The 13,224-nt window shown below is 45.8% G+C and carries 17 protein-coding genes and 3 tRNA genes; 16 read left to right on the top strand and 4 right to left on the bottom strand.

Annotated features, from left to right (window positions below; all coding sequences use genetic code 11):
• Positions 1-2: 2 nt before the first annotated feature.
• Positions 3-626 (bottom strand): DNA-J related domain-containing protein, encoded by a 624-nt coding sequence (locus THIAE_RS08655; protein ID WP_006460921.1) that lies wholly within the window; start codon positions 624-626, stop codon positions 3-5.
• Entirely contained in the window at positions 616-1,107 is a 492-nt protein-coding gene (locus THIAE_RS10650; protein ID WP_006460922.1) for a methylated-DNA--[protein]-cysteine S-methyltransferase, read from the bottom strand. The genes THIAE_RS08655 and THIAE_RS10650 overlap by 11 nt, the downstream gene beginning before the upstream one ends.
• A 22-nt stretch (positions 1,108-1,129) precedes the next feature.
• Here THIAE_RS10650 and nadD point away from each other — a divergent pair, with 22 nt between their 5' ends.
• From nadD to THIAE_RS08575, 15 genes are all read left to right on the top strand, one after another.
• Positions 1,130-1,798: a nicotinate-nucleotide adenylyltransferase gene (gene nadD, locus THIAE_RS08645; RefSeq protein WP_006460923.1), complete on the top strand. Its 669-nt coding sequence runs from the start codon at positions 1,130-1,132 to the stop codon at positions 1,796-1,798.
• Between the two features lie 2 nt (positions 1,799-1,800).
• Positions 1,801-2,163, top strand: coding sequence for a ribosome silencing factor (gene rsfS / locus THIAE_RS08640; RefSeq protein WP_006460924.1), 363 nt, complete (start codon positions 1,801-1,803; stop codon positions 2,161-2,163).
• 3 nt (positions 2,164-2,166) lie between these two features.
• Entirely contained in the window at positions 2,167-2,637 is a 471-nt protein-coding gene (gene rlmH, locus THIAE_RS08635) for a 23S rRNA (pseudouridine(1915)-N(3))-methyltransferase RlmH (RefSeq protein WP_006460925.1), read from the top strand.
• A 163-nt stretch (positions 2,638-2,800) separates the two neighbouring features.
• Positions 2,801-3,064: a 30S ribosomal protein S20 gene (rpsT, locus tag THIAE_RS08630; protein WP_006460926.1), complete on the top strand. Its 264-nt coding sequence runs from the start codon at positions 2,801-2,803 to the stop codon at positions 3,062-3,064.
• A 175-nt stretch (positions 3,065-3,239) separates the two neighbouring features.
• Positions 3,240-3,314: transfer RNA gene (locus THIAE_RS08625), tRNA-Gln, on the top strand.
• A gap of 49 nt (positions 3,315-3,363) precedes the next feature.
• On the top strand, positions 3,364-4,329 hold the full coding sequence (locus THIAE_RS08620; RefSeq protein ID WP_006460927.1) for a ribose-phosphate pyrophosphokinase: 966 nt from the start codon (positions 3,364-3,366) through the stop codon (positions 4,327-4,329).
• A gap of 198 nt (positions 4,330-4,527) precedes the next feature.
• On the top strand, positions 4,528-5,109 hold the full coding sequence (locus THIAE_RS08615) for a 50S ribosomal protein L25/general stress protein Ctc (RefSeq protein ID WP_006460928.1): 582 nt from the start codon (positions 4,528-4,530) through the stop codon (positions 5,107-5,109).
• Positions 5,110-5,155: 46 nt separating this feature from the next.
• Entirely contained in the window at positions 5,156-5,743 is a 588-nt protein-coding gene (gene pth / locus THIAE_RS08610) for an aminoacyl-tRNA hydrolase (protein ID WP_006460929.1), read from the top strand.
• Positions 5,744-5,772: 29 nt separating this feature from the next.
• Positions 5,773-6,864: a redox-regulated ATPase YchF gene (ychF, locus tag THIAE_RS08605; RefSeq protein WP_006460930.1), complete on the top strand. Its 1,092-nt coding sequence runs from the start codon at positions 5,773-5,775 to the stop codon at positions 6,862-6,864.
• 48 nt (positions 6,865-6,912) lie between these two features.
• Positions 6,913-6,989: transfer RNA gene (locus THIAE_RS08600), tRNA-Met, on the top strand.
• 323 nt (positions 6,990-7,312) lie between these two features.
• Entirely contained in the window at positions 7,313-7,711 is a 399-nt protein-coding gene (locus THIAE_RS10830) for a hypothetical protein (protein ID WP_006460931.1), read from the top strand.
• Between the two features lie 12 nt (positions 7,712-7,723).
• The gene (locus tag THIAE_RS08590; RefSeq protein WP_006460932.1) at positions 7,724-8,275 is read left to right on the top strand and encodes a type II toxin-antitoxin system MqsA family antitoxin; all 552 of its coding nucleotides are present in this window, start codon (positions 7,724-7,726) and stop codon (positions 8,273-8,275) included.
• A complete protein-coding gene (locus THIAE_RS08585; RefSeq protein ID WP_006460933.1) occupies positions 8,272-8,727 on the top strand; it encodes a hypothetical protein in 456 nt (151 codons plus the stop codon). The genes THIAE_RS08590 and THIAE_RS08585 overlap by 4 nt, the downstream gene beginning before the upstream one ends.
• A gap of 255 nt (positions 8,728-8,982) precedes the next feature.
• Positions 8,983-10,173 (top strand): AAA family ATPase, encoded by a 1,191-nt coding sequence (locus THIAE_RS08580; RefSeq protein WP_006460934.1) that lies wholly within the window; start codon positions 8,983-8,985, stop codon positions 10,171-10,173.
• Between the two features lie 65 nt (positions 10,174-10,238).
• A complete protein-coding gene (locus THIAE_RS08575; protein ID WP_025299389.1) occupies positions 10,239-11,051 on the top strand; it encodes a hypothetical protein in 813 nt (270 codons plus the stop codon).
• Between the two features lie 80 nt (positions 11,052-11,131).
• On the opposite strand, the gene THIAE_RS08570 is transcribed toward THIAE_RS08575, so the two are convergent.
• Positions 11,132-11,207, bottom strand: a tRNA-Asn gene (locus tag THIAE_RS08570).
• A gap of 315 nt (positions 11,208-11,522) precedes the next feature.
• Here THIAE_RS08570 and THIAE_RS08565 point away from each other — a divergent pair.
• Positions 11,523-12,677, top strand: a complete 1,155-nt coding sequence (locus THIAE_RS08565) for an MBL fold metallo-hydrolase (RefSeq protein ID WP_006460936.1) — start codon at positions 11,523-11,525, stop codon at positions 12,675-12,677.
• Between the two features lie 23 nt (positions 12,678-12,700).
• Here THIAE_RS08565 and THIAE_RS08560 read toward each other — a convergent pair whose 3' ends face one another.
• Entirely contained in the window at positions 12,701-13,213 is a 513-nt protein-coding gene (locus tag THIAE_RS08560) for a DsrE/DsrF/DrsH-like family protein (RefSeq protein ID WP_006460937.1), read from the bottom strand.
• Positions 13,214-13,224: the final 11 nt, after the last annotated feature.

The raw sequence follows: 13,224 nt of genomic DNA, 5'->3' as shown, positions 1-13,224 counted from the left end.
CTTTAGGTTTTTTTGTAACCTAAGCTTTTTCGTAAAGTCTCTGCTGCCTGGCTGATCTGTCGAAATCGTTCACTGTCACCGCCCTTGTCTGGGTGGTGAATCTGGCTTAATCGGCGATAGTGTCGATTGACCTGTTCAAGTGTTATTGTCTCTTCTGTAATTTCAAGCAAGCCTTTCGCTTGTTGGATCTGTGTTGTGTCCGGCGACCGAGCGAGGCTGCGCCAAAAACTGTCCAGCAGTTCAATCACATCGTCCGTTTGTGTTTGCCGATACTGTTCAATATCCAAATAATAACGCCGCAACGGGTCATCCAGTTGCGGAGGGGTTGATTGCGTGTCGTGAGTGGGCTGATGGGGGCGTTGCGGCTGAAATTGAATCTTTAAACAATCAATCTGAAGCCAACCGTGACCCTGTTGATACCAGGCCTGCTGTTGCCGATAGAGCAGGTGAAACAGTAAAAAGTGTGCCTGAAATAGCGCCAGCGGTTCCAGGCTTGGCTGGAAGGCTTGATAACCCTGCTCAGCGAGTGCTTTGAGCAGTTGGTGTTCGGCAATGCCGTCAGGGTGTTGCAGCAGCAGCGTCAACAGATCATTAAGTAACTGAGGGTCAAGTTGATCAGTTTGCATGGGTTGCTTCCCAATCCAGCAGTTGTTGTTTTTGGGCTAAACCCCAGGCATAACCACCGAGTTCGCCGTTGCTGCGAATGACACGATGGCAAGGAATAAACCAGGCAATCGGATTGGCGGCGATTGCATTCGCCACTGCGCGGACTGCTTGCGGACGCCCCAGTTGGTCAGCAAGCTGTTGATAGCTGCGCGTTTGGCCGAGTGGAATCTGTTGCAAGGCCTGCCATACGCTGAGTTGAAAATCAGTGCCCTTTGGAGCCAAACTACCCGGCAGTACACCGGTATGGATCGCGTCTAACCAGGCCTGGTGGGTTTGATTATGGTCGGTCTGTGAGGTGAGTGCCTGCTCATCCGCGGCATCATCGAATGGGGCAAAACTGGCGCGGACAAGGCGGCCTTGCCAAGTGGCGAGGTAGAGGAGTCCAATTGGTGTGTCGGCGCGACTGACGAGCCAGTCATGGGGTATAATGCGAGAATTCATCACACTATACTAAGGGATGCGGGTGGTAATAACCAGGCCTGGTGAGCAAGTCGCTAAACAAGACATAGAATGGATTGGAGTATTGGGCGGCACCTTTGACCCCATTCATTATGGGCATTTGCGCCCGGCTTTGGATATACAGCAGCAGTTAAACCTAACGCGCATTCATTTTATTCCCTGCTATCAGCCGGTGCATCGTGGGACGCCGCAGGCCTCATCGGCTCAGCGTGCACAAATGGTTAAATTGGCCTTGGCGGATTATCCGCAATGTGTGTTTGATTCAACTGAGCTGGATCGTCAAGGGCCATCCTATATGGTCGATACGTTACGCACCCTAAAGCGAGCCTTTCCGCAAGCAGGCCTGGTGCTTATTATGGGAATGGATGCGTTTGCTAAATTTATGCACTGGCATCAGTGGCAAACTATCTTAACCTTAGCCAATATTGCGGTGATGCATCGTCCAGGTGAGTTGATGCCACAAGAGGGTGCGTTAGCAGGCCTGCTAACGCAGCATCACGTTACGCATTTGTCGAAACCGGCCGGACAGATTATTGAAGTGGCGGTGACTCAATTGGATTTGAGCGCAACGCAAATCCGTGATTTAATCCAATTTAACAAACCGATTGACCAGCTTGTGCCCAAAGCGGTGCAAGATTTTATTGAGACTAATAGGCTTTATCAAAAAGGATAGCTATGGAATTAAACGCAGCAATTGAGCTGGTAACGAAAACATTGGACGATGGCAAAGCGCGTGATATTCAAGTAATTGATGTGACGGGTTTAGCTAGCTTTACCGATTGTATGGTGGTGGCAACCGGTACTTCAACGACCCATGTTAAAGCCTTGGGCGGCATGGTAGAGCAAGCCTTTAAAGACGCCAATGATCCTTGTTTAGGTGCAGAAAGTGGCCCACAGCCAGAATGGATGTTGGTGGATCACGGCAATATTGTAATTCATGTGATGACTGAGCAGGCGCGAGCCTACTATTCATTAGAAAAACTTTGGCAGGTTAAAGACGACGCACCAAAAGCAACGGTCGACTCCTCTAACGTCTAGTTTATGATTATTCACCTGATTTGTGTGGGTCAAAAAATGCCCAAATGGGTGCAAGATGCCTATCACGATTATGCTAAACGCCTGCCTAAAAGCTGTAGTCTAAATTTAATTGAACTGCCGATGGCGGTGCGTGGCAAAACCGGTTCAGTCAGTCAATATAAGCAAGAAGAAGCCAAGCGTATTGTGGCTGCCGTGCCCAAAAATGCCCGCTTAATTGTATTGGATGAAAAGGGCGCACAACCTACCACGTTAAAATTAGCTGACAAATTGGCCGATTGGCTGGGTGGTGGCCAGGATGTGGCGTTGGTAGTCGGCGGGCCAGATGGATTAGATGAGTCGATTCGTGCACAAGCGAGTTGGATGTGGAGCTTATCTAACTTAACCCTGCCACACCCTTTGGTCAGAGTGATGCTAGCCGAGCAGTTATATCGAGCTTGGTCGGTGTTGCAAAACCATCCTTATCATCGCGAATAAATCTTGATGAATAATGTTGCGCAGCGCTTGACCTTGTGGATAAGACAGGTATAATCACGCAATCCTTTCAAACCCTATGGTATTTTTTCTGGCTGAGTTGTGAATCTGACAACTTGAAAAACCCAGGTTTACTTTAGATTTTTACCGATTTTTGGAGATTATTGTGGCCAATTCAGCACAAGCAGCAAAACGCGCTAAGCAAGCCGAAGTTCGTCGTCTACGTAACGCATCACAGCGTTCTGATATGCGTACTGCCGTTAAAAAAGTATTAGCAGCAATCAATAGTGGCGATAAAGCGCAAGCTACCGCGTTATTTGTAGCAGCTCAGTCTAAATTAGACAAAATGGCGCGTAAAGGCATCATTGAGAAGAACAAAGCAGCTCGTTCTAAGAGCCGTATCAACGCACGTATTAAAGCCTTAGCTTAATTACGTTTGTTGTGATTACTAGAAAAAGCCAGCATTTTGCTGGCTTTTTTGTTTTAAAGGTTTCCAAGTGATCAGAAGCTGTGTCTAAACAAAATTTTTTACAGTTTTTTTAAAAATGCGCTTGCAGTTTTTTTAGATCTTGGCATAATACGCACCTGTCTTCGGACAGAGATATTGGGCTGTAGCCAAGCGGTAAGGCAGCGGGTTTTGATCCCGTCATGCGAAGGTTCGAATCCTTCCAGCCCAGCCATCTCTCATCCGCATAAAGAATTCTATTCCTCCACAGGAGCTGCCATTATATGGCTAACAAAAGCGTTATGATATTTGCCGGTAATGCAAATGTCACCCTTGCTGAGAGAATTTCCCTCTATTTAGATCAACCCCTGGGTAAAGCAAATGTCGGTCGTTTTAGTGACGGCGAAATCATGGTGCAGATAACCGAATCTGTGCGTGGTAAAGATGTTTATGTTTTACAGCCTACCTGTACGCCTGAGCCTGCTGTCAACTTGATGGAAATGTTGGTGATGATCGATGCGCTTAAACGTGCTTCGGCTAAACGTATTACAGCGGTAGTGCCTTATTATGGTTTTGCGCGCCAAGATCGTCGTCCTCATTCAGCGCGTGTACCGATTACAGCACGTTTAGCCGCAGATATGATTACAGTAGCCGGTGCTGATCGCATGATTACCATTGATTTGCACTCAGATCAGATTCAAGGTTTTTTTGATATTCCCGTTGATAATATCTATGCCTCACCCGTGTTGGTTGAAGACATGTTGGCGCAGTCAAGTTCAGATGTATCTAATATTACTGTAGTTTCGCCGGATGTTGGTGGTGTGGTGCGTGCGCGTGCTGTTGCTAAAGCATTAGATGTAGAGTTGGCCATTATTGATAAGCGCCGCCCTAAAGCTAACGTTTCGCAGGTTATGAATGTTATTGGCGACATTAAAGGCCGTGATTGTATCATTGTTGATGATATGGTCGATACCGCAGGCACCCTGTGTAAAGCAGCGGCGGCTTTGATAGAGAACGGTGCGAAGAGTGTAACGGCTTATGCGACCCACGCGGTGTTATCTGGGCCGGCGGTTGAAAATATTCGTAAGTCGATGTTAAAGGAACTGGTGGTGACGGACACTATTCCGCAAACGCTTGATGCGATGGAATGCGAAAAGATTCGTCAGGTATCAGTCGCTAATATTTTAGGCGAAACAATTCGTCGCGTAAATAATGAAGAATCGGTTACCGCGCTGATGCCAGCGATGTAATTTATTCGATTGAGCTTTATGGTCTATAATAAGCCCCGCATTTAGCGGGGTTTGTTGTTTTTAGCCGGCTATTTTTAGCTAAGTGTCTGAAAATTATTGGCTATTGAACATTAAATCAGTATAATACGGCCTTTATTTTTGCCTGGTCGCGGGTGAAAGTTTTTGTAACGAGGGCAACCTCATTGATGGAGTAACGCTATGAGCGCATTATGGACAGCTAAAGTTCGTTCGACTGAGGGGAAAGGTGCGAGCCGCCGCCTTCGTCATACGGGCCAAATCCCAGGTATCATTTATGGTGGCGATAAAGACGCCGTATCGGTTACCTTGGATGCAAATTTTGTAAAAAAAGCATTAATGAATAACGACATTTACAACACTATTTTGACTGTTGATGTTGAAGGCGCAAGCCAAGAAAACGTGGTTATTAAAGATATGCAGCGTCACCCAGCACGTGCTGATGTGATGCACATCGATTTGCAGCGTGTGACCGACAATGGCCGCGTTGTTAAGCGTGTACCGATTAAATTTGCTGGCGCTGCAAAAGCACCAGGCGTTAAATTGGGCGGCTTGATGACCTTCTTCCAGAAGACGGTTGAAATTCGTTGTTCAGCTAAAAACCTACCTACTGCAATTGAAATTGATGTTTCAACGATGGAAGCAGGCGAAAGCTTACGTTTATCTGATCTTCAATTGCCAGAAGGCGTTGAAGTGGTTGCACTCTTACACGGTAGTGCCGACTATGACCAAGCTGTTGTAGGTATTGGTAAAGTTAGACGTTAATTAAACCTCGGCTCGTCAGAGCTAGGTTGACTAGGAACCAGCGCTTATGTCATCTGTACAACTGATTGTCGGCTTGGGTAACCCCGGCGAACAATATGAACAGACCCGACATAACGCTGGTTTTTGGTTTGTGGAGGAAATGGCTCGCCAAGCCGGTGAGGTGTTTCGTCCAGAAACCAAATTTTTAGGCTTAGTAGCCAAAATTAGTGTTAATCATCGTCCCGTGTGGTTATTAAAGCCCACGACTTTTATGAATCGCTCTGGCCAGTCCATTCAGGCGCTCGCTAATTTTTATCGGATTCCAGTAGAGGCTATCTTAGTGGCCCATGATGAACTTGACTTGCCGGTAGGGATAGCCAAACTCAAAACGGGTGGTGGTCATGGTGGCCATAATGGTTTAAAAGATACCATTGCAGCCTTGGGTGGTCCAAATTTTCATCGTTTACGTTTGGGTATTGATCATCCGGGTGATCGAAAAGAAGTCGTCAACTATGTACTTAAAGCACCTTCAAAGCTTGATCGTCAAGCGATTGATGATGCGATTTATGATGCCACGCGGGTGATGGCTGATGTGGTACAGGGTGATTTTGCTAAAGCGATGAATCAGCTCCATACCAGGCCTGCTGCCAGTTAATATCATTTCAGACTATAAGGACATTTACCATGGGAATTAAGTGCGGCATTGTCGGTTTGCCGAATGTTGGAAAATCAACCTTATTTAATGCGCTCACCAATGCCGGCATTGATGCCGCTAACTATCCATTCTGTACTATAGAGCCGAATGTGGGCATTGTACCAGTGCCTGATCCACGTCAAGACAAATTGGCAGAGATGGTCAAGCCTGAGCGTGTTATGGCCGCGACCATGGAGTTTGTTGATATAGCAGGCCTGGTGGCGGGTGCATCGAAGGGTGAAGGGTTGGGTAATAAGTTTTTAGCTAATATCCGCGAAACCGATGCAATTGCGCAGGTGGTGCGTTGTTTTGAAAACGACGATATCGTGCATGTGGCCGGTAAGGTCGATCCGCTGTCTGATATTGAGATTATTAATACCGAGTTGGTGTTGGCGGATATGGAATCGATTGATAAAGCGATTCTTAAGGTGCAGCGTGTTGCGAAAACGGGTAACAAAGAAGCGATAGCGCGTCTTGCTACGCTTGAAAAAGTCGCGGCGGGTATCGCAGAAGGTACTTTGGTGCGTAATCTTGATTTGTCGAAGGATGAGCAGGCGGAGCTGTATGACTTACACCTGCTCACCATTAAGCCAATGATGTATATCGCTAACGTTAATGAGGATGGGTTTGAAAACAACCCATATTTGGATGCGGTAACTGCCTTTGCACAAGAACAAGGTGCCGCCGTGGTGCCGGTGTGTGCGGCGATTGAATCTGAGATCGCTGAATTGGATGACGAGGATAAACTCGATTTTCTGCAGGGTATGGGGTTGGATGAACCCGGTTTGAATCGTGTGATTCGCGCTGGCTATAGTTTGCTTGGCCTACAAACCTATTTCACCGCCGGTGTTAAAGAAGTGCGTGCCTGGACGGTTAAGGTCGGCGCGACCGCACCACAAGCCGCCGGTGTGATTCATACCGACTTCGAAAAAGGCTTTATTCGTGCCGAAGTCACCGCCTATGATGACTATGTTAAATATAACGGCGAACAAGGTGCAAAAGAAGCCGGTAAGCTGCGTCTAGAAGGCAAGGACTATATTGTGCAAGACGGTGATGTGATGCACTTTAGGTTTAATGTGTAAGAAAGTTTTGACAAACGCTAAAACTTCCTTATAATACGCCCATCTTTTGGCTACATAGCTCAGTTGGTTAGAGCACATCACTCATAATGATGGGGTCCCAGGTTCGAATCCCGGTGTAGCCACCATTTTCAAGAAAAGCCCGTCTCGTACGGGCTTTTTTTATGTCCGCAGTAAAGTAAAATCAATATCTTATAGCGTTTTTTGCCGTCCCAGCTGATATTTTGCATCCCATCAAAACGCGTGCTAAACAACCATACTTACTCCTTGGAGTGATCCTTGCGTGTTGCTATTAGATGCTTAGTTTTTAATATTAAATTGCCATATATGATTCTGATAAAGTGCTTTCTGCTTGATTGAATCTGGTTTGTGTTAAAAATAGCTTAAGTTTGTGATGTTTTGGGTATTTAATAAAAAAATGCGATTGGAAAACTAAATATGGATTACCATAATGGTAAGTGTTAAAATTCTGAGCCGTTTCACTGATGGCTTTTCCGATGATAAGCTGGTTAGCGATAATCGTAAGATTAGTGAAGGGCCTTTATACCCAGTAGCCGAAGTGATTGAGCTTTTGAAGTCATCTGAAGCAATAAAGATCGCGACTCGCAAGGCTAATATTGACGCACAAAACTTGGATTGGGATGCGGATGACTTAGCGCTTTATTTGGAAAGGGCTGTGGTGAATGGTCGATATTTAGGCTCTGAATGGACTTGGCTTAAATCAGGCGTGAGCTGTGCGGCTTGTGATGCTTATCGTTTGAATGACGGCGACCTCAGTTATTATTTTAAGTTTGCAATAGGTAAGACTGGCGCCTTGATTTTAATCGTGTCCTGTCATTTGTCTTCCTAGGAGGAGAATACAATGAGTAAAGAACTACCGATTTGCCCGGTTTGTGGTGAAGGGCATTTAAGCGCACATAGTGAATTGGTATCAGTTGAATATCACGGAAAAACTGGCGAAATAGCCAACTATTTTAGTGTATGCGATGTTTGCGAAACTGAGCAGGCTGGCGCTAATGAAATGCGTATGAATAAGCGTGTCATGATTGCTTTTAAAAAGCGCGTTGATGGCTTACTTTCTGGTGAAGAGATTCGTCGCATGCGTGAAGCATGGGGTATTGACCAAAAACAAGCCGCCCTTATTTTTGGTGGTGGCCCAGTGGCATTTTCTAAGTACGAAAATAACGATGTTATGCAGTCTGAAGGTATGGATAAATTGTTGCGTGCCGCATGGTATGCACCGGATGTGTTTGTATGGTTAAAAGAACAGGCCGGTTTGGATGGCGTCGATAGCGACCATAGTTATCATAAAACAACCAATTTGATGAATAAGGTCGGCTCTGGAATCAAGTTGGTTCACAGTTTCAAGTTAGATGATTCGGCAAGTTATCATAGATTGGAGTCTGTGGCATGACGGATGCGCTACAAAAAGCAAAAGATGCGTTGCAGATTACGGATGTCTATGTGCGTGATATGACTGCGCATTGTTATGGTGATTTTGAGCCCAAGTATTATCCGAATTTAGAAACACTCGATATTGCATCAAAGCACTTTGTCGAGAAAGTTGATGTTGTTGAGCTGGATGCTAAAAAGTTCATGCGTGTTTTTATAAATTTAGGCGTGCGCTGGGTTGATCCAACTGCCAATTCAGAAGAGCTAGGGCTAAAAGCGCAGATTGAAGCTGTGTTTGTGGTTGAATATTTCATGGCCGAGGAGCTTAAAAAAGAATCGATAGACGCTTTTGCTCTTCAAAATGCTAGTTACCATGTTTGGCCATACTGGCGCGAGCTTTTAATGAACCAAGCCGCACGCATGCACTTACCAAGAGTCGCGCTACCTACTATTCAGTTAGCAAAAAAGCCCTAGTCTAAGTTCTGTATTTTGCTTTGCGGATCTTTCCCTTATCAGGAAACACTTTCTACTAGTTGTTTCTGGTGTAGCTACCATTTTCAAGAAAAGCCCGTCTCATTCGGGCTTTTTTATGCCCGCAGTAACGTAAAATCAATATCTTATAGCGTTTTTTTTTCAGTAAAAATTTATAATCAGTTCAAGTTTATACCTAAATTGACTATAATTAACAAAATTTGTTAACTAGTGAATATTTTGTTAAAGGTGAGTTTTATGAATCCCCGTTACAATCCTTTTGCGCCGGGTGCAGGCATACCGCCACCGGAGTTAGCAGGTCGTGATGATATTATCGAGCGCGCCACGATTTCATTGCACCGTATTGCAGCAGGTCGTGCCGCACGAAGTGTGGTGTTGTATGGTCTGCGTGGAGTCGGTAAAACAGTATTACTGCATAAACTCACTGATCTAGCTGAAGCAGAGGGTTATCTGTCTGTGGTGATTGAAGCGCCAGAATATCGATCTTTGCCGGCGATGTTGGGTCCGGCATTACGTACGGCTTTAATTAAGATGAGCAAGCTCAATCAAGCCAAGGCTGTGATGGTAGCGTCTCTTAGTCAAGCGAAGAGTGCGTTGGCCGGTTTCATTAAGGCCGCTAAGTTGCGCTTTGATGATGTTGAAGTCAACATCGACTTTGATTTTGAAGAAGGTTTGGCCGATAGTGGCGACTTTGAAAGCGACCTTACCGACTTGATTGTGACTGTTGGTGAGTCCGCCAAACATCATAAAAAACCGATTGTGTTGGTTATTGATGAATTGCAGTATGTGCCAGAGGAACAATTATCTGCCCTGATCGCCGCGTTACACCGTGCGAGTCAAAAGCAATTGCCGATTACCTTGCTGGGTGCGGGTCTGCCTCAGTTGCTTGGTCAAATGGGTAAAGCCAAGTCCTATGCCGAACGCCTGTTTGAGTTCGTATCCATTGATGCACTGGATAACGAATCCGCAAAGCAAGCCATCCAAATTCCGCTGGAACATGAATCAACCCAAATTACCGATGACGCGATTGACGAAATTATTGCGCAAACAAAAGGGTATCCCTATTTTATTCAGGAGTGGGGCAAGCATGTTTGGGATTTAGCCGAGTCTTCACCTATCCAAAAAAAGGATGCATTAAATGCAACGGATGTGGCGTTATCAGAATTGGATGACAGCTTTTTTAGGGTACGTTTTGATCGATTAACCCCTGCTGAAAAGCATTATATGCGGGCGATGGCCGAACTGGGCGAAGGGCCACATCGTTCCGGTGATATTTCTGAGCTGCTGGGGAAGGGGGCGTCAACCGTGGCACCCATTCGAGCAAGGCTGATTCTCAAGGGGATGATCTATAGTCCATCCCATGGCGACACGGCTTTTACCGTGCCATTGTTTGATGGATTTATGAAGCGGATTATGCCGGAGTTTTAGCACTTAGAATTTTAAAGTCTATGTAAAACGCTAGGTCTGCATGTGTCCACTTTTTGGCTAGATAAATGAACGATCTCGATAATTCAAAGCTTGTTAAATTGCTAAAACTTAAACGGCAATCGCTTTGCGGCTTGTTGCAAAAACTGGTTGCGTTCGAACAGCGGTACCTGGTTGAGGTTTTGGTGGTCGGTTCGGTGGCGCAGTGTCAATATTGGCTAGATTCTGACCTAGATGTTTTTTTGCCGGCAAGCCAGGATAGCATTATTGATTCAGCATGGGTTGAGTTGGTGCGCACTGACCTCACTTTCGATATGATTATTGATCCTGCTATTGAATATAAAAGGCAAATATTGGCAGAAGGACGGCGTCCACAGGTGTTGTTAGATCTGCTGAATAAATTTCACGATGAAGCAATGCTGATTGCAGCATTTCCGAACTTTAGGAAAGCCAAAATTCTGCGCACCCTTGATAACTCACGCTTTTTTATAGCTGAGCTTGCGTCGATTAAATCTAACACACTGAGCCCGGTTACATTGCAGTGGCAATTTAAAGTCGAGCAGGTTGCGTTTAGGTTTGTGTGGGTGAGCGTGATGATATTGTCGCGTTACGATCATCTTTTCCATCCAATAGGCGCGGAGATTAGACGTCAGGTTTCAGCTAGTGATTGGATGGATTGGGTAGGGGAGCTGGCTCAAGCCAGCCAGCAGCGTCCTGCATTTGAGGTTAAGTGCGCTGAGTTGGTTTCTAACTTCTATCGCAGTAAAGCCGCGTGTGATGAATTGGCTGCTCAAGATGTGGACAGTTGGATTGAAGCTTTTTGGGCGTTTGATAGCTACACACGAGAGTGGCTTGCTGAGCATTGGTTGCCACAGCTTTGAGTTTTGAGGTGTTAGTTACGCTATTGCTACAGCCTATAAACAAAAAACCCCAAGTAAATCAATTACTTAGGGTCTATGTTTGGCTCCCCAACCTGGACTCGAACCAGGGACATACGGATTAACAGTCCGGTGTTCTACCAACTGAACTATTGGGGAATAGTCGTTCAAACTTGCGTTTGATGTGGCGTATTATAGAGCCTAAAAATCACTTTGCAATAGTTTTTGTAAAAAAAGTTTAATCAAGCAATGCCCGTATTTATTGGCTTTAGTCACTGGTATATTGCTAAACATTATCTAAATGAATCGAAGACAGGTGTATAACATAGACAATACCATGGCGTTTATTTTGGTAGAAACTTGTGCTCAAATTGAAGAGGTTTGAGTTTTGGCTGATGACGTCAAAGGGGACCTGTGCATAATGACCGAATAGTGTTTAATAACTTAGATAATAACGAAGAGGATATTCATGATATGAATTCATTGACTAAAACATCAGCTATATTCGCCTTGGCAGCAGGCCTGCTAACGACCCCTCTCGCTTATGGTCAGGCATCGAATAATGCCTATGAAGATGAGTGGTCGCGGGCATTTAAGCAGTACGCTGCGCAACTTAATGATCCGGTGTTGGCGCAGTCGATCTTAAACTATACCGCGCAACATGAACGCTTGTTGCAACAACATGGTTATATAGGTCGTGTCTTGCCGATTCCGGCGATAGAAGCAGTCGCGCCGGGGGTGTTTTTTGTGAAAGGTGCGTTAATGTGGGGCACGCTGGAAAATTTCGGTTTGAATAACAATATTACGGCTGTCGAGCTTGAGTCAGGTATTTTTGTGTATAACACCGGTTCTAATCCCGCCGTTGCTTATAGTTTTCATCAAAAATTGCAGCGTCATACTGCGATGCCGATTAAATGGTTGGCGATAGAAAACTACCAATCTCATGCAAACTTAGGGGCCAGTTACTGGATGGATGTTGGGGTGCATAATCTATATAGCGAGCAGGCGGCGGCGGATTTTTGGCAGGTTCGTGGCTTTGATCGTGCCGTGCAGCGGGTCAGTGAGTATGGGCCGTTATTAATTCAGCCGGTGCGTAATGTCGCTGATCGCTATACACGCTTTGAAGATCGCTTGGTGATTAATGAAGGTACCGGGGATGAGGTACATTTAGTCAACTTTGGCGGTGGGCATACCCCAACCATGACCGGTGCGTTTATTCCAAGCAAGAACATCTTGTTTACCGGTGATTTAGGGTTTGTAGAGCGTTTACCAGGCCTGCTACATGGCTCGTCTTACAGTGAATGGTTGCAATCTTTTGAACGCATGGTGGACTATGTGACCACCCATTCGCCGGATCTAGACAATCTTTTGGTTATTCCTGGTCACGGTGGGGCGTCCAATTTAACCGAATTAACCCGCCAAACTTATGATTACTTTAAAGATTTAGAGGAGGTGGTCAAGCAAGCGATTGAGCAGGGTGTGGCGCGCCAGGATTTAGCACGGCACGTTGAGATGCCGGCCTATCGAGATCGTCCGATGTATAGTCAACTGTTTTTACGCAATGCGTTAAGCGTGTTTGATGAATTAACCACTGGTCAGGTCAGTGATCCGTTGCTAGCTGATGAATAGCGCTAGCCGTGAAATAGCGCTTGTTAAATAAATAAACTTTGGTCTCGTGCCGAATCGGCGAGATAGCTGGCGGCACCGGCATATTCAATGCCATCAATCAGATCCGCTGCGTTAAACCCTAATAGTTCCATGCTCATTTGGCAGGCGGTCATTTTAACGCCGAGTTCTAAGCACAGTTCTCGCATCTCTGCAAAAGGAAGTTGGCCGTGGCTGGCTAATTGGCGTTTGAAAGCCCAGGTCGCCAAGCGCGTCATCCCCGGTAAACTCCACAGTAGGTCAGGGGTGTAACCTCGCCAATCTATGGCTTTTAAGCTGGCTGGGCCAATGGGTGAGCGAATCGGCATCGCCGGATTGCCAACGGGTGATACACGCAAGCTACGGGTGTCTTTTAGTAAACAGCGAATGCCATAATAGCTAAAAAAGATATGTGCGTCTTGGTCGAGCGTCCGAGCGGTACTGGCAAGAATCAAGCTTGGATAAGCCCAATCCAGTGAGCCTTTCGTTTGAATAATCGTCAGTCGATTCGCTTGTTCCATAAATTATCCTG

Source organism: Thiomicrospira aerophila AL3 (genome assembly GCF_000227665.2).
Lineage (GTDB): Bacteria > Pseudomonadota > Gammaproteobacteria > Thiomicrospirales > Thiomicrospiraceae > Thiomicrospira > Thiomicrospira aerophila.
The sequence above is the reverse complement of the archived record's forward strand: the minus strand, read 5'-3'. Positions and strand labels throughout refer to the sequence as shown.